This window comes from Streptomyces sp. NPDC046876 (assembly GCF_040645035.1).
GTDB lineage: Bacteria > Actinomycetota > Actinomycetes > Streptomycetales > Streptomycetaceae > Streptomyces.
Genome location: NZ_JBEYXK010000132.1, coordinates 1 through 15967, shown reverse-complemented (window position 1 = coordinate 15967; position 15967 = coordinate 1). Strand labels below are relative to the sequence as shown.

Annotated in this window: 19 protein-coding genes; 16 read left to right on the top strand and 3 right to left on the bottom strand. The window is 73.3% G+C overall.

All coding sequences use genetic code 11. The features are described from left to right. Positions 1-144: 144 nt before the first annotated feature. Both ABZ924_RS35190 and ABZ924_RS35185 read right to left on the bottom strand, forming a co-directional pair. On the bottom strand, positions 145-1167 hold the full coding sequence (locus ABZ924_RS35190; RefSeq protein WP_361919223.1) for a LacI family DNA-binding transcriptional regulator: 1023 nt from the start codon (positions 1165-1167) through the stop codon (positions 145-147). Positions 1168-1191: 24 nt separating this feature from the next. Beyond that, positions 1192-1986 carry a response regulator transcription factor gene (locus ABZ924_RS35185; protein ID WP_361919221.1) on the bottom strand — a complete coding sequence of 265 codons (795 nt, stop codon included), beginning with the start codon at positions 1984-1986 and terminating at the stop codon, positions 1192-1194. 457 nt (positions 1987-2443) lie between these two features. Here ABZ924_RS35185 and ABZ924_RS35180 point away from each other — a divergent pair, with 457 nt between their 5' ends. From ABZ924_RS35180 to ABZ924_RS35120, 13 genes are all read left to right on the top strand, one after another. Continuing rightward, a complete protein-coding gene (locus ABZ924_RS35180; RefSeq protein WP_179173447.1) occupies positions 2444-2698 on the top strand; it encodes a MoaD/ThiS family protein in 255 nt (84 codons plus the stop codon). Between the two features lie 10 nt (positions 2699-2708). Then, entirely contained in the window at positions 2709-4415 is a 1707-nt protein-coding gene (locus ABZ924_RS35175; protein WP_361919219.1) for a hypothetical protein, read from the top strand. Positions 4416-4528: 113 nt separating this feature from the next. Next, complete coding sequence (locus ABZ924_RS35170; protein WP_361919217.1) at positions 4529-5266, top strand: DUF2993 domain-containing protein; 738 nt, start codon at positions 4529-4531, stop codon at positions 5264-5266. Positions 5267-5422: 156 nt separating this feature from the next. Next, entirely contained in the window at positions 5423-5512 is a 90-nt protein-coding gene (locus ABZ924_RS35165) for a putative leader peptide (protein WP_361919215.1), read from the top strand. A gap of 200 nt (positions 5513-5712) precedes the next feature. Beyond that, the gene (locus tag ABZ924_RS35160) at positions 5713-6558 is read left to right on the top strand and encodes a sulfurtransferase (RefSeq protein WP_361919213.1); all 846 of its coding nucleotides are present in this window, start codon (positions 5713-5715) and stop codon (positions 6556-6558) included. Positions 6559-6617: 59 nt separating this feature from the next. Next, a complete protein-coding gene (locus ABZ924_RS35155; protein ID WP_361919211.1) occupies positions 6618-6908 on the top strand; it encodes a DUF1416 domain-containing protein in 291 nt (96 codons plus the stop codon). Positions 6909-7046: 138 nt separating this feature from the next. Further along, positions 7047-7310: a DUF3099 domain-containing protein gene (locus ABZ924_RS35150; protein WP_361919210.1), complete on the top strand. Its 264-nt coding sequence runs from the start codon at positions 7047-7049 to the stop codon at positions 7308-7310. Between the two features lie 112 nt (positions 7311-7422). After that, a complete protein-coding gene (locus ABZ924_RS35145; RefSeq protein ID WP_361919208.1) occupies positions 7423-8250 on the top strand; it encodes a hypothetical protein in 828 nt (275 codons plus the stop codon). Further along, complete coding sequence (locus ABZ924_RS35140) at positions 8247-9068, top strand: hypothetical protein (protein ID WP_361919206.1); 822 nt, start codon at positions 8247-8249, stop codon at positions 9066-9068. The genes ABZ924_RS35145 and ABZ924_RS35140 overlap by 4 nt, the downstream gene beginning before the upstream one ends. Further along, positions 9065-9979, top strand: coding sequence for a hypothetical protein (locus ABZ924_RS35135; protein ID WP_361919204.1), 915 nt, complete (start codon positions 9065-9067; stop codon positions 9977-9979). The genes ABZ924_RS35140 and ABZ924_RS35135 overlap by 4 nt, the downstream gene beginning before the upstream one ends. 292 nt (positions 9980-10271) lie before the next feature. After that, positions 10272-10844 carry an FABP family protein gene (locus tag ABZ924_RS35130; RefSeq protein WP_361919202.1) on the top strand — a complete coding sequence of 191 codons (573 nt, stop codon included), beginning with the start codon at positions 10272-10274 and terminating at the stop codon, positions 10842-10844. A 145-nt stretch (positions 10845-10989) separates the two neighbouring features. Continuing rightward, positions 10990-11400 (top strand): transcriptional repressor, encoded by a 411-nt coding sequence (locus tag ABZ924_RS35125; RefSeq protein ID WP_361919225.1) that lies wholly within the window; start codon positions 10990-10992, stop codon positions 11398-11400. A gap of 34 nt (positions 11401-11434) precedes the next feature. Further along, positions 11435-12400: a folate-binding protein gene (locus ABZ924_RS35120; RefSeq protein WP_361919200.1), complete on the top strand. Its 966-nt coding sequence runs from the start codon at positions 11435-11437 to the stop codon at positions 12398-12400. A 35-nt stretch (positions 12401-12435) separates the two neighbouring features. Here the strand turns inward: ABZ924_RS35120 and dtd are convergent, their stop codons facing one another. After that, positions 12436-12861 (bottom strand): D-aminoacyl-tRNA deacylase, encoded by a 426-nt coding sequence (gene dtd / locus ABZ924_RS35115; RefSeq protein ID WP_361919198.1) that lies wholly within the window; start codon positions 12859-12861, stop codon positions 12436-12438. 160 nt (positions 12862-13021) lie between these two features. On the opposite strand from dtd, the gene ABZ924_RS35110 reads away from it, so the two are divergent. From ABZ924_RS35110 to ABZ924_RS35100, 3 genes are all read left to right on the top strand, one after another. Beyond that, positions 13022-13606 (top strand): AmfC protein, encoded by a 585-nt coding sequence (locus ABZ924_RS35110; protein WP_361919196.1) that lies wholly within the window; start codon positions 13022-13024, stop codon positions 13604-13606. A 77-nt stretch (positions 13607-13683) separates the two neighbouring features. Beyond that, positions 13684-14928, top strand: a complete 1245-nt coding sequence (locus ABZ924_RS35105) for a GNAT family N-acetyltransferase (RefSeq protein WP_361919194.1) — start codon at positions 13684-13686, stop codon at positions 14926-14928. Between the two features lie 26 nt (positions 14929-14954). After that, positions 14955-15737, top strand: a complete 783-nt coding sequence (locus ABZ924_RS35100; protein WP_361919192.1) for a putative protein N(5)-glutamine methyltransferase — start codon at positions 14955-14957, stop codon at positions 15735-15737. Positions 15738-15967 lie beyond the last annotated feature (230 nt).

Here is a 15967-nt window from a genome sequence, read left to right as displayed (position 1 = left end):
GGGCTGAAATCAGCCCCGCCGGCGTTTGAGGCGCGGGGTCCGGGGCGGAGCCCCGGGATACGGCGAAAGGGCGGGGCGGGGAGAAGCTCCGCGCAGCGGCGGGTCCCGGCCCGGTGCCGGGCCGGGGCTCGGGGCCGGACGGAGTCAGACGCAGCCGCAGGAGCGGCGGATGACCAGGGCCGACGGGAACTGCTTCAGGCGTTCGCGGCGCGAGCCGGCCACCCGCAGGCCGTCGTCGAGGACGAGGTCGACCGCGGCGCGAGCCATCGCCGGCCGGTCCGAGGCGACCGTCGTCAGCGGCGGGTCCGTCAGGGCGGCCTCCTTGACGTCGTCGAAGCCGGCGACGGCCAAGTCACCGGGGACGTCGAGACGCAGCTCGCGCGCCGCCCGCAGCACACCGATCGCCTGGTCGTCCGTCGCGCAGAAGATCGCCGGCGGGCGGTTCGGGCCCGCCAGGACCTCCAGAGCCACCCGGTACGCGTCGTAGCGGTTGTACGGGGCCTCGAAGAGCCGGCCTTCCACCGAGCGGCCCGACTCGAGCATCGCCCGGCGCCAGCCCTCGACGTGGTCGGCGACCGGGTCGCCGACCGACGGCGTGTTCTCGATGCCGCCGATGCAGGCGACGTACTCGTGCCCGTGCTCCAACAGGTGGCGCGTGGCCAGCTGCGCGCCGCCGATGTCGTCCGTGACGACCGCGACGTCGTCGATCGCCTCCGGCCGCTCGTGCAGCAGCACCACCCGCGCGTCCCACGCCTCGATCTCGGAGGCGGCCCGCTCGCTCATGCCCTGGCTGACCAGGATCAGCCCGGACACCCGCATGCCGAGGAAGGCGCGCAGGTAGTGCACCTCGCGCTCGTCCCGGTAGTCGGAGTTTCCGACGAGCACCATCTTTCCGCGCTCGGCGGCGGCCTGCTCGACCGCGTGCGCCATCTCCGCGAAGAAGGGCTGGCGGGCGTCCGGGACGATCATGCCTATGAGGTCGGTGCGCCGCGACGCCATCGCCTGGGCGACCCGGTCCGGGCGGTAGCCCAGCTCCTTGATCGCGGCGAGGACACGCTCGCGCGTGGCCGGGGCGACCGGCCGGGGTCCGTTGTTGATGACGTAGCTCACGACGGCGGTTGAAGTACCCGCAAGTCGCGCCACGTCATCCCGCGTCACCTTGGCCACGCCCCGGAGTCTACGCGGGGTGACCTACCTCTGGGCAGGGCGTCCTGGGGAGTGGACCGTCACACGCTCTTCCTCCATGTGGGCTACCGCTCCCGAGGAGGCCCCCGAGGCCTCCTGCGCCGCGGCCTCCGCGGCGGCCCGGTCGACCTTCTCCGGGGTGACGAAGCGGTAGCCGACGTTGCGGACGGTGCCGATCAGCGACTCGTGCTCGGGCCCGAGCTTGGCGCGCAGCCGCCGGACGTGCACGTCCACGGTCCGGGTGCCGCCGAAGTAGTCGTAGCCCCAGACCTCCTGCAGGAGCTGGGCGCGGGTGAAGACCCGGCCCGGGTGCTGGGCGAGGTACTTCAGGAGCTCGAACTCCTTGAAGGTGAGGTCCAGGACCCGGCCCTTCAGCTTCGCCGAGTACGTGGCCTCGTCGACCGAGAGGTCGCCGTTGCGGATCTCCATGGGGGAGTCGTCGGAGCCGAGCTGCTGGCGGCCGGTGGCCAGCCGCAGCCGGGCCTCGACCTCGGCCGGTCCGGCGGTGTCGAGGAGGACGTCGTCGATGCCCCAGTCGGCTGTGACGGCTGCGAGGCCGCCTTCGGTGACGACGAGGATCAGCGGGCAGCCGGGCCCGGTGGAGCGCAGCAGCTGGCACAGCGAGCGGACCTGTGGCAGGTCCCGGCGGCCGTCGACGAGGATGACGTCCGCGCCGGGGGTGTCCACGAGGGCCGGGCCCTCGGCCGGGGCCACACGCACGTTGTGCAGCAGCAGGCCGAGGGCCGGCAGCACCTCGGTGGAGGGCTGGAGGGCGTTGGTCAGCAGCAGGAGTGAGCTCATGCCCGACCACCTGCCCGGGTCGGTCGATGGTGCACGGTTCGCTGGTCCGTCACGTCGGTTCCTCCTCGGTCCCGTCGAGGACTTTCGCGGTACTGCTTCGTACGTGGTGCGCAGTGCGTGGCGGCCGTCCGGTCCCCGCGCCCTGAGGCCCGGTCGGGTGCCACTGTTCTCGGTCCGTTCAACGTGCTGAAAGCACAAAAGGACCCGGGGGCAACGTTGCCCGGATCCTCTCGCCAGCAGAATAGCCCACCTGCCGGTGGCAGGCCGAGGCTTCCACCTCCACCTCTTCTGTGGTCCGCGCCACCCCTGTACCCAGCGTATGCCCCGGTTTCACCGGTTCGGCGGAGCTTCGCAGGGCCGCCCGGGCGCACGCCGGGGGCGTGAAGTCACACCGGACCTGCGGCCGGGAGGGGTCATCATGGAGGCCGACGGTAGAGAGCCGACGATAGGAGCTGCAGTGGCAACCGGAACCATCCGCTACTGGGCGGCGGCCAAGGCCGCGGCCCACACGGCGGAGGAGCCGTACTCGGCGCGGACACTGGCCGAGGCGCTCGACGCCGTGCGGGAACGCCACCCCGGGGAGCTGACCCGGGTGCTGCTGCGCTGCTCCTTCCTCGTGAACGACGAGCCCGTGGGCAAGCGCCCGCACGATGCCGTCCTGCTGACCGAGGGGGGCACCGTCGAGGTGCTCCCGCCGTTCGCGGGCGGGTGAGCGGAACCCCATGAGCACTCCTGGCACTCCGAGCACTCCCGGCACCCCCGAGGAGCAGCAGCCGCAGCCCCGGCCCCAGCCGCAGGGATACGGGCCGCAGGACCCCGATCCGTGGGGAACGCAGACCTGGCAGGCGGACACCTGGGACACCGGCTACCAGCCGGTCCAGCAGCCCGTGCAGCAGCAGCCCGTGCAGCAGCAGCCCGTGCAGTCGCCGCTGGGCGGGGTGCCCGGCCAGGCCGTGGCGCCCGAGGGCTGGTTCCGGGACGAGGTCCCGGCCGCCCCGGCTCCGGCCGCCGCCCCGGTCCAGGACTGGGCCGCGGAGACCGCGTACCTGCCGCCGGTGCAGGGCGGCGCGCCCCTGGGCGCCGCCGAGACCGCCTACCTCCCGCCGTACCCGGGCCCCGCCGACCCGCAGCCGCAGGCCGGGCAGCACTTCCCGGCGCCCGCCGCTCCCGCAGCTCCCGCCGTGCCCGAGGGCTGGTTCCGGGACGAGGCCCCCGCCGCCCCGGCTCCGTCCGCCGCCCCGGTCCAGGACTGGGCCGCCGAGACCGCGTACCTGCCGCCCGTGCAGGAAGCGCCCCCGAGCGCCGCGGAGACGGCGTACCTGCCGCCGGTGCAGGAGAGCCTCCTCAGCGCCGCCGAGACCGCCTACCTCCCGCCGGTCCCGCCGGCGGGCTCCGGCGGCACCGGCGCGGTCCCGGACGGCTGGTTCCGCGACGAGGCCCCGGCCGCCCCGGCGCCCGCCCCCCGCGGCTCCGCCGCCCCCGGGCCCGACTGGGCCGAGACCACCGCATACCTCCCGCCGCAGGCCGCCCCCGAGGAGACCCCGCAGCCCGTGCAGACCCCGCACGCCCCGCACGCCCACGGGGCAGCCGCAGCCGCAGCCCCCTCCGCCCAGCCGGCTCCGGAGGAGGAGCCGGAGTACTCGCCGCCCACCCTCGGCGGGAACACCATGCGCGCCGTCGACCCGGCCCGGGCCCGCGCCGAGGGCCTTTCGCCGATCATCGACCCGGGTCCGCAGTCGGCCATACTCACCGCCGCCCTCGGTCTGCTGCTCGCCGGCGGCGCGGCCGTGGCGGACCTCGCGCTGCTCGCGCCGCTGGTCGTGCTGCAGGGCCTCACCGCGGCCGGCTGGTTCCGGCTCAACGGCATGTGGCCCGCCCGCCAGGGCATCGCCCTCGCCTTCCTCGGCGCGCTCGTCGCCGACGGCGCCGTCTTCGCGGTGGACGAGGCGTACGGCCCCGGCGCGATCATCGGCACCCTCGGCGTGTGGGTGCTGCTCACGCTGGTCCTGCAGCTGCGCAGCCATGCCGATCCGGACGAGCGGATGTACGGCCTGATGGCCTCGGTGGCCTCCGCCGCCCTCGCCATCGCGTGCGCCGGCTACCTGGCCGCGGACTCCGCCGCCGTCACCGTCGGCGCGGCCGCCGTCGCGGTCGCCGCGTTCGTACGGGCCGTGCCGCTGCCGCCCGCCGCGTCGGTCGGGGTCTCGCTGGCCGCGGCCGCCGGTGCGGGCGTCGCGGTCGGCGGGCTGACCTCCATCGGGGTGGGCGGGGCGCTGCTCGGCCTGGCCGCCGGGGTGTGCGCGCTGATCGGGCTGCGCGTGGCGGCGTACGACTACCCGTCGAAGTTCGTGCACATGACGGCCGGTGTGGCGCTGCCGCTCGCGGCGGCCGCTCCCGCCGTGTACCTGATCGGCCGGGTGGTGGGCTGACGGCGGCCGCGGGCCGTCACTCCCGGCCGACGGCCCCGGCTCCCGGCCTGCGGCGGCCGACCATGGTCCACTAGGACGCACGTTCGTTTCCGGTCTATCAGGGGGAGAGGCACGTGCGTTTCCTGCGCTTCGTCGTGATCATCACAGTGGTGCTGGGCGGTCTGTTCGTGGCGGCGGACCGTTTCGCCGTCAGTTACGCGGAGGATCAGCTGGCCGACCGGATACGGGCCCGCCAGGGGCTGGCCGGGTCCGCGGAGGTGGACATCCACGGGTTCCCGTTCCTGACCCAGGCGCTCAGCCACGACCTCGAGCGGGTCGACCTGAAGCTCAAGGGCGTCGACGCCGTCGCGGACGGCCGCAAGACGCGGCTGACGCAGCTCGACGCCACCTTCCGCGGGGTGAAGCTGAACGGGGACTACAGCGGCGGCACCGCGCAGCGCGCCGAGGGCTCCGCGCTGATCACGTACCCGGACCTGACCGAGGCCTCGCAGAGCGGGGCGAAGCTCACCTACGGCGGGGCGCCGGACAAGGTGAAGGTCACCGCCTCGGTGAACATCCTGGGGCAGACCTTCACGCGCAGCGTGGTCTCCACCGTCACCCTCGTGGACGCCAAGGAGGGCCAGGGCGGCGGGGCCGGCAAGGGCGGCGGCAAGTTCGTCCGCGTCCGGGCCGATGCGGTGCCGGGCGAGGGCATCCCCGGCATCGAGGGCGCGGTCCGCAAGAAGACCGACTTCGACCGCCGCCTCGACGACGGCCTGCCGGTCGGGCTCCAGCTGACCGGGCTGACCTCGGACGAGTCCGGCATCCACCTCAAGCTGAGCGGTACGGACCTGGCGCTGGCCGGATCGTGAGACGCCGCGGTCCGATCCGCAGAAGGGCGGACCGTACGGAGGGCTCCGGGGGCCGTGCGGCGGCCGCTCCCGGGCCACCCGATCCCAGAATCCGGACGATCCTGTCTCGGAATATGACACGCCGGTGACAGGGCGGCCGGTTCGTCCCTACGATCCATGGCTATGAAGCATCTGCAGGCGGACCTCACGAAGCGACGGGCAGTAGACCTGTGTCGCGTCGCCGCCATGCTCTGTCGATCCATGTGACCTGAGAGCGCATCCGCTCCACCCGCCGGACGACCGTCCTTCCCGCGTGACCGCAGCACCGCCGCTCCCCCCTGCCCACTGACGCCTCCCCGCGCAGTGCATCCGGGAGCCCCGACCCGCGGCACGCACCAGCAGCACCCGCAGGCGACTCCCGTCAGCGCCTGCACCGCCCCGCCGCACACTGCCCCGGAGGAGAAACCATGAGCCGCAGCGACGTCCTCGTAGACGCCGACTGGGTCGAGGCCCACCTGAACGACGCCAACGTCGTCCTCGTCGAGGTCGACGAGGACACGGCCGCGTACGACAAGAACCACATCGCGAACGCCGTCCGGATCGACTGGAAGAAGGACCTCCAGGACCCGGTGCGCCGCGACTTCGTCGACCAGGAGGGGTTCGAGAAGCTCCTGTCTGCCAAGGGCATCTCCAACGACGACACCGTCGTCCTCTACGGAGGCAACAACAACTGGTTCGCGTCCTACGCCTACTGGTACTTCAAGCTCTACGGCCACCAGGACGTCCGCCTCCTCGACGGCGGCCGCAAGAAGTGGGAGCTCGACTCCCGCGACCTGGTCGACGGCGCCGAGGTCCCGAACCGCCCGGCCACCCAGTACAAGGCCAAGCCGCAGGACACCTCGATCCGCGCCTTCCGCGACGACGTCGTCGCCGCCATCGGCGCCCAGAACCTGGTCGACGTCCGTTCGCCCGACGAGTTCTCCGGCAAGCTCCTCGCCCCGGCCCACCTGCCGCAGGAGCAGTCGCAGCGCCCCGGCCACGTGCCCAGCGCCCGCAACATCCCGTGGTCGAAGAACGCCAACGACGACGGCACCTTCAAGTCCGACGACGAGCTCAAGGCCCTCTACGAGGACGAGCAGGTCGACCTGGCGAAGGACACCATCGCCTACTGCCGCATCGGTGAGCGCTCGGCCCTGACGTGGTTCGTGCTCCACGAGCTGCTGGGCCAGGAGAACGTCAAGAACTACGACGGCTCCTGGACCGAGTACGGCTCCCTCGTCGGCGTGCCGATCGAGCTGGGCGCCAACAAGTAATCCCGGGCACGCGACGCCCCGTAGAACGAGTACGACCTCTCTAGGACAGGACAGAGAACATGTGTGGAGCACAGATCGGCGGGCCCGACCTCTCGACGCTCAAGCCCGGTGAGACGGCCATCCAGGGCCAGGTGACCCGTGGCGGCGAGCCCGTCAGCGGCTACGTGCGGCTGCTGGACTCGACCGGCGAGTTCACCGCCGAGGTCCCGACCTCGGCGACCGGTCAGTTCCGCTTCTACGCCGCGACCGGCTCCTGGACGCTGCGGGCGCTCGTCCCGGGCGGCCAGGCCGACCGCGCCGTGGTCGTCGCCGAGGCCGGCGGCGTCACGGACGTGGCGATCGCGGTCTGAGGCCGAGCCCGACAGCGGGCGCGACGCAAACCGGCCGAAGGGCCGCACCCCCGGGGGTTGGACGCCACTGGAACGGGGTGCGGCCCTTCGCGCCGTCCGCACGCTTGTATTCGCAGGGGCCGGCCCTACCCTGGAGGCATGTACGCCCGGCGGCGCCGCGCCTACTTCCTCCTCATGGGCGGATGCCTGTTCCTGTTCGTGTCCGCCTGGGCCTTCGTGCGGCTGTTCTCGGTCGAGGCGGCCGTGGCCCTGTGCGTGGTCGCCATGGTCATCCCGCCGGTCGCAGCGATGGTCGCGAACCGCCGCGGCCCGGACGACCGCTGGTGGGACGACCCGACGGGCGACCCGAAGTCCGACGAGTGGTGGGACGAACTGGACGGAAAGCCGCGCCGCAAGGACTGAATCCCGCCGTACCGAAACGTAATACGGTTCCGCACAACCACTCCCCTCCGGTACATGTCAAGACTGTGCACGGTGATCATCCGTGCCCACAGTCCTGTGGGGGGGGACCTTCTTGGAACACGAACAGACCGCCGTCGACCTGCGGAAAGAACCGGTGCCGGTGCCGGTGCCTGTGTCGGAGCCGGAGCCGGAGCCGGAGCCGGAGCCGGAGCCCGATGCCGCGCGCCGCGGCCGGGGCCGCCGTACCGCCGCCCTGATCGCGGCCGGGGCCGCCCTCGGGGTCCTCGCCGGCTCCGTCACCGGCTATGCGATCCAGTACGGGCGCAAGCCGACGCCGCTGCCGCCGCTGGCCCAGCAGCACCTGACCCAGCCGAAGCCGCAGGCCCCGAACGAGTCGGCGAGCGCCCGCGCGCTGAACGCCAACCGCTGGCACAAGACGGACGACGACCTCGCCAAGCTGCTGCTGGAGGCCCCCGGCGGCGCGAAGGTCGTCGAGTCCGGCTCCGAGTCCCCGGACGAGTACGCGGCGGACTACTACGAGAAGCCCAACGGCGGCCTCGCCTCCCAGCTCCAGCACGACGTGCGGCGCGTGGCCATGGTCCGCTGGTCCGAGGACGACCGGGACTACGTGACGATCCGGCTGCTGCAGTACCGCGACCGCTCCGGCGCCGACTGGTACCAGCACGCCCACCGCTACATGTCCGAGGACCGGTACGCCGGCAACGACGGCAAGGACCTGCCCGGCGTGCCCTCGGAGTACGGCCACCTGTGGGTGGACTCCGGCCAGAAGGAGAAGCCGGGCTACCTCCCGACCAAGTCGGCCCGGGTCCTCGCCCGGCGCGGCGACATCGTCATGGAGATCAGCTACTTCGACAACCGGGGCGTCATCGACGAGAAGGACGTCGTGGACCTGGCCAAGCGACAGTGGGAGCGGCTGTGAGCGACCTGCAGGACAACGGCGGGAACGGCATGGACGGCGCGGCGGCGGCCCCGGGCGCGCCCGGTACCCCGCCCCGGAGCCGCAGGACCGCGGCCCTGGTCGCGGGCGGGGTCGGCCTCGCGCTCCTCGCCGGCGGCGCCCTCTGGGCGGTCGGCCGGATCGCCGACGCCGACCGCACCGCGCCGACCCGGTACTGGGTCGCGGACGGTCCCAGGCCCGTGCCCAGCGGTCCGGCGACCCCGGGCGCGAGCGTGCCGCCGAACGAGCTGACGGCCAAGCTGCTGCCGATGCCGACGGGCTACGTTCCCGGCCCTGACCTGTACGAGGAGGGCAACGACTACTACGTCCCGGCCGAGCGCGCGCTCCAGGCCTTCAAGGACGGGGACACCGGCCTCTCCGGTGACCGGAAGGCCGACCGGGACAAGGCGCTGGCCGACCTCAAGCTCAAGGGCCTGGCCGGCCGCAGCTACCTGCTGCAGCGCGACCACGTGGTGGCCGAGATCCAGCTCACCCAGGCCGACCCGCAGACCCTCGCCCGGTTCTCCGAGTTCAGCAAGAAGGTCATGGCCCTGCTCGGGGACGACCGCGATGCGCCGAAGGTGGAGGGCTTCCCCGACGCCAAATGCGTGCTCCAGGCCGTCGGCAAGGAGCGCAAGGAGGAGAAGGACAAGATCGACACCCTGGCGTGCGAGGCACTCCAGGGCGACGTGCTGGTGAGCTTCCGGGCGTACGGGCCGAAGCCGTTCTCCGCGAACGACGCCGTAGGCCTGTTCAAGCAGCAGCTGAACCACCTGAAGTCCCCCGGGGAGTCCGTGTGACCGAGCAGAACACCGCCGACGCCGCCGAAGCCGCAGCACCCGCCGAAGCCGCAGCCCCCGTCGAGGCCGCAGCACCGGCCGGTGCCGCACCCGTCGCCGGTGCCGCCCCGCAGGGCCGCCGCCGGCGCGCGGCAGTGCTGCGGTGGACGGCCGCCGCCGTCGCCTTCGCCGCCGTCGGCGCGGGGACCGCGTACGGGATCACCCGGGCCGAGCGCACCGACCTGCCGGGCCTGGCCACCGAGGGCGACGGCCGCTGGGCCTACCCCGCCCTCGCCAAGCCCGCGCTGCCCGCCGGCGCCCCGCTGGCCAAGGGCCCGGACAACAAGGCCGAGACGCACTACGCGCCGCTCGCCGCCCTGCTGCTGCCGCCGCCGTCGGGGGCCCGGCCGGACCCCGGCCTCAAGGCGGACAAGGACCAGCTGGTGTCCGCCGACGCCTTCCTCGAGGAGTACGAGCCCGAGAGCCGGTCCAAGCTGAAGGAGGGCCTGGAGTACGACGGGCTGCGCCAGATCGCCGCCCGCGGCTGGACCATGCCGGACGGCACCCGTACCCGTGTCTACCTGCTGCGCTTCCACTCGGCGGGCTTCGTGGACGCCTTCCGCGGCTGCGACACCAACACGCGGCTCGCCGGTGCCCCGGCCCTGGAACTGGACCTGGCCTGGCGCGAGGCGAAGACCCAGCAGGCCGGCCTGGACCCCCAGGCCCAGGGCCCCGACGGCGCCGGCACCCTCGACAGCACCGACGTCACCCTGTACCAGGAGGTCAAGCCGGGTACGGGGGAGGAGCAGAGCAGGCTCGGCTGCCTCCGGGCGGGTGACGTGCTGGGCGTCCTGGTCCAGAGCCGGAAGGGCGGCGCGGCGACCGTCCCGTTCCACCAGACGGTGGTCCTGCAGAGCCAGCTGCTGGGCTGAGGCGGCCGGGGCCGTCCGGGGCGAGGTGACGGGCTGCGGCCTACCTCACGGAGTGCGGCGGCCCCCAGGCCAGTAGGCTTGGGGACCGGCCCGTACCCGCCAACCGAAACCCTCCGAGGAGCACCCCGTGCTTGAGGCAGTCTTCACCTCCCTGCTGGTCCTGGTCTGCGTCGGCGTCCTCGCCTTCACCGGCCTCGCCGTGAAGAAGCTGTACCAGGGCCAGCGCTGATCCCCCGATCGGCCGCCCCCGGACCCGCAAGCCCCCTCCCACAGATCGCCTGAGCAGCCATTCATGATCCAGATCCCGTCCGACCTGAACCCCGGTCTCGTCCCCCTCGCCTTCCTCCTCGGCACCTGGGAGGGCGCGGGAGTCTTCGACTTCCCCGGTGACGAGAAGTGCAACTTCGGCCAGGAAGTCGTCTTCAGCCACGACGGCCGGGACTTCCTGGAGTACACGTCCCGCACCTGGGTCCTCGACACCGAGGGCAACAAGGTGCGGCCGCTGGAGTCCGAGTCCGGCTACTGGCGCATCGACAAGGACCGCAAGGTCGAGGTCGTCATGATCCGCGACCAGGGCGTCGTCGAGGTCTGGTACGGCGAGCTCGCCGACCAGAAGCCGCAGATCGACCTGGCGACCGACGCCGTCGCCCGCACCGCCGCCTCCGGCCCGTACAGCGGCGGCAAGCGCCTGTACGGCTACGTCAAGAGCGACCTGATGTGGGTCGGCGAGAAGGCCACGCCCGAGGTCGAGCTGCGCCCGTACATGTCGGCCCAGCTGAAGAAGGTCGTCACGCCCGAGGAGGTCGCCGAGATGGCGCGCAACCTCCCGGACATGCCGGACGACGGCATCGCCTTCTTCCGCTGACCATGATCTCGAAAGGGGACCCCGGCCCGGCCCGGGGTCCCCTTCGCGCGCTTACACTGGCCGGGTGGTGAGCCCCGAGAGCCCAGAGAGCCCCGAGAGCGCCGAGAAGCCCGCGAGCCCCGAGAGCGCGGACTGGAAGAGCGACCTGCGCCAGCGCGGATACCGGCTGACCCCGCAGCGCCAGCTCGTGCTGGAAGCGGTCGACACCCTGGAGCACGCGACGCCGGACGAGATCCTCGCCCACGTCCGCAAGACCGCCTCGGGGGTCAACATCTCCACCGTCTACCGCACGCTGGAGCTCCTGGAGGAGCTCAAGCTGGTCTCGCACGCCCACCTCGGGCACGGAGCCCCCACCTACCACCTCGCCGACCGGCACCACCACATCCACCTGGTCTGCCGGGACTGCCAGGAGGTGATCGAGGCGGACGTGGACATCGCCGCCGAGTTCACCGAGAAGCTCCGCGCCACCTTCGGCTTCGAGACCGACATGAAGCACTTCGCGATCTTCGGGCTCTGCCGCAAGGACGCCGCCGAACACCGCCGTCAAACACCGTGACGCTCGCGCAGGGCAGGGTCGTAGGCTTGGCCCCATGACCAGCCCTTTGCTGAACCTCCCCGGCGCCGTGCAGGCCGAAGGCCGTGACGAGGGCGTCGCCGCCCACTACGGAGAGCTCTACGGCGAACAGCGCGCCCTCGCCGACGGCCGCGGCTTCGTCGACCTGTCCCACCGCGGGGTCGTCACCGTCACCGGACCGGAGCGGCTGAGCTGGCTGCACCTGCTGATCACCCAGCACGTGACCGAACTCCCGCCCGGGCAGGCCACCGAGGCGCTGATCCTCTCCGCGAACGGCCACATCGAGCACGCGCTCTACCTCGTCGACGACGGCGAGACCGTCTGGGCGCACGTCGAGCCCGGCACCCAGGAGGCGCTGATCGCCTACCTGGAGTCGATGAAGTTCTTCTACCGGGTCGAAGTGGCCGACCGCACCGCCGACTTCGCCGTCGTCCACCTGCCGGCCGGCTCCATCGCCGAGCTGCCGAAGGAGTACGTCGTACGGGAGACCGCGCACGGCCGGGACGTGTTCCTGCCCCGCGAGGGGCTCGAGGCCTTCGCCGCCGCGCACGGGCCGGCCGCCGGCCTCCTCGCGTACGAGGCCCTGCGCGTCGAGGCGCACCGGCCGCGGCTCGGCCTGGAGACCGACCACCGCACCATCCCGCACGAGCTCGGCTGGATCGGCACCGCCGTGCACCTGCAGAAGGGCTGCTACCGCGGCCAGGAGACGGTGGCCCGCGTCCACAACCTGGGCAAGCCGCCGCGCCGCCTGGTCTTCCTGCACCTGGACGGCTCCGAGGTGCACCTGCCGCCGCACGGCGCGCCGGTCCGGCTCGCCGCCGACGGGGAGGAGGGCCGCCAGCTCGGCTTCGTGACCACCGCCGTGCGCCACCACGAGCTCGGCCCGATCGCCCTCGCGCTGGTCAAGCGGAACGTGCCGGTGGACGCGCCGCTGCTCGCCGGGAAGACGGCCGCCGCGCAGGAGGTCGTCGTCGCGCCGTAGCGACTGCGGGGGTTACGGCACCCCCGGCCACAGCGCTAGACCTCGACGATGACCGTGAACGGGCCGTGGTTCGTGAGCGAGACCCGCATGTCCGCCCCGAACCGGCCCGTCTCCACCGTCGCCCCGAGCGCCCGCAGCTGCGCGACGACCTCGTCGACCAGCGGCTCCGCGACCGGGCCGGGCGCCGCCGCGTTCCACGTGGGGCGCCGGCCCTTGCGGGCGTCCCCGTACAGCGTGAACTGGGAGATCACCAGCAGCGGCGCGTTCACGTCGCTGCAGGACTTCTCCGCCTCCAGGATCCGCACCGACCACAGCTTGCGCGCCAGCTGCGCCGCCTTCTCCGGTGTGTCGTCGTGGGTCACCCCCACCAGGACGCACAGCCCCTCGCCGACGATCTCGCCCACGGTCTCGCCGGCCACGACGACGCGCGCGCCGTCCACCCTCTGCACCACTGCTCGCATACCACCTGTGTACCAGGCGCGCACGTGTCCAGGGCCGATCGGGTGGCACCGGCCGCTCCGGCACCACGGGGAGTGGCACGATGCACGCAGGCGGTGCTTCCCCCCGGTCCCAGGGGCCGGGGGAGACCCCATGCACCGGTCGAGGGGACGGACACGTCACATGAATCCTTCTGGTACCTCCACACCCGTATCACCCGCACCTGCTGCACCGGCACCGCCCGCGCAGCGCACCCCGGACGAGCAGGCGCCGACCACGCCCGCCACCGCGCTGGGGCTGCCGGAGCTGCGCGCGCTGCGCCGCGACGCCCAGCGCGACGAGGCCGACCTGAGCTACGTCCGCAGACTCCTGCAGGGCCGCATCGACATCCTGCGGGCCGAACTGGCCCGGCGCAGGGACCCGGAGGCCCCGGCGGCTCCCGAACCGCCGGTGGTGGACCGGCTCTCGGAGATCCTCGCCGACGCCCCGAGCAGCCGCAGTGCCTCCGCCCGGCACGTCACGCTGGGCACCCCGCACAGCGAGGAGTACCGGCTGCTGGCGGCGCAGATGCTGTCCGACGTCGAGCTGTCGGACCTCGACGCCCGTACGGACGGCGAACTGCACGACGCGATGGCCGCGTTGGTCGGCTACGAGCAGCAGGTCTCGCGGCGCCGGCAGCAGCTGCAGCGCACGGTGGACGACTGCACCGCGGAGATCACCCGGCGCTACCGGGACGGCGAGGCGCAGGTGGACGACCTGCTGGCGTGAGCGGGCCGGCTGCGGGGGCCGGGGCCTGGGGAAATTGCGGCGACGCGGCGCGGGCGGGCCGATTAGCGTGACCGGCTATGAGTGCTGACGTCCGGCCGATCGCCGAATCCGAATTCCCCGCCTGGATGGGGACCGTGAACACCGGTTTCCTGAACGCCACTCCCCTGACGGACTCCGACGTCGCCCAGCGGGCCCGGTACAGCGACCTCACCCGCGCCCACGGCGCCTTCGACCCCGACACCGGTGCCTGCGTGGCGACCCTGCGCTCCTTCCGGCAGGAGGTGACGGTGCCCGGCGGGGCCGAGGTCACCTCCAGCGCCCTGACCAACGTCAGCGTCCTGCCCACGCACCGCCGCCGGGGCCTGCTGACCCGGCTGATGGCCGCCGAGCTGGACGCCTCCGTCGCCCGCGGGGACGTGCTGTCGACACTGATAGCCGCCGAATACCCGATCTACGGGCGGTACGGGTACGGGCCCGCCACGTCGGTCTCGGAATGGGAGATCGACGTCCCGCGCACCGGACTGGACCCGCGCTGGTCGGGGCCCGGCGACGGCGGCCGCATCGAGATCGTGGACGTTGCCGAGGCGCGCCGGGTCGGCCCCGGGCTGCACGGGCGGATGCGCTCCGAGCGCCACGGCATGATCAGCCGCGACCAGCGGTGGTGGAACCTGGCCACGGGTGTGGAGGAGACGTCCTTCCGCCCGTACCGGCACAGGATGCACGCCGTGTACCGGGCGGCGGACGGCGAGGTGCAGGGCCTGGTCGCGTACGCGGCCGACGACCACTGGACGGAAGCGAAGGTCCCGCTGAACACGCTGCAGGTCAAGGAGCTGCTCGCGGCCACCCCGGCCGCCGAGCGCGCCCTGTGGCACTTCCTGTGCTCCATCGACTGGGTGCTGAAGGTCCGCACCGGCTACCGCGCCCCCGACGACCTGGTCGCCCGGCTGCTGCCCGACCCGCGCTCGGCCCGGCTCGTGACGGCCGCGGACTTCCTGTGGGTGCGGGTGCTGGACGTCGTACGGGCGCTGGGTGCGCGGACGTACGCGGTGCCCGGGACCCTCGTCCTGGACGTCGCCGATCCGGGCGGGCCGGCCGCCGGCCGCTACCGGCTCGACGCGGGCAAGGGGACCTGCACCCGCACCGACGAGCCCGCGGACCTCACCCTCGGCGCGGCCGCGCTCGGCTCGCTCTACCTCGGCGACGAGTCCGCGGTACGGCTCGGCGCGCTCGGGCAGGTGGCCGAGGAGCGGCCGGGCGCGCTGGAGCTCGCGGACGCGGTGTTCCGGACGGCCCGGCGCCCCTGGTGCCCGGACATCTTCTGACCTGCGGGAACATGGGGCAAGTGAGGATGGCTTCGATGACATCGGTGGTGGACGCGCTGCGCGCGGCGGGCTGCGTCTTCGCGGAGGAGGAGGCCGAACTGCTGGCCGCGGCCGCGCAGGACGACGCCGACCTGGCGGCCCTGGTGGCCCGTCGGGCCGGCGGTGAACCGCTGGAACACGTCGTCGGCTGGGCGGAGTTCTGCGGGCTGCGGATGCGGGTGGGGGCGGGGGCGTTCGTACCGCGCCGGCGCACCGAGTTCCTGGTGCGCGAGGCGGTGGCGCTGGCGGCCGCTCGGCCGGGCGCGGTGGTGCTGGACCTGTGCTGCGGGGTGGGCGCCCTCGGCGCGGCCGTCGCGGCGCAGCTGGGCGCCGGGGTGGAGCTGCACGTGGCGGATATCGACCCGGCGGCGCTGGCGTACGCGCGGCTGAACGTGGCCCCGTACGGGGGGCGGGTCCACGAGGGCGACCTGTACGAGGCGTTGCCGGAGGGGCTGCGGGGGAGGGTGGACGTGCTGGTGGTCAACGCGCCGTACGTGCCGACGGGGGAGATACCCCTGCTGCCGGGGGAGGCCCGCGACCACGAGCCGCTCGTCTCGCTGGACGGCGGCCGGGACGGGCTGGACATCCACCGCCGGGTCGCGGCGGGCGCCCTGCCGTGGCTTGCGGCGGGCGGGCACCTGCTGATCGAGACGAGCGACCGCCAAGCCGCCCGCACGGCCGAAGCCCTGGCCGCAGCCGGCCTCCCCGCCCGCACGACCACGTCGGAGGACCTCTGGGCCACGGTGGCCATCGCCACCCGCCCGTCGTAACCCGGGCGGCTGCCTGCCCGTTGGCCTTCGAAGCCGGGTCCGGCACCTTCAGCCTCGCCAGCCTTCGAAGCCGAGGGCCGGCAATCTCAGCCTCGCCGGCGTTTGAGGCTGGGGGTACCCCCAGCGGTAGCTGGGGGAGGGTCCGGGCCGAGCCCGGTGCCCGGCGGAGCCGGGTTTCTTGGGGCTCCGCCCCAAACCCCGCGCCTCAAACGCCGGCGGGGCTGGAAAGC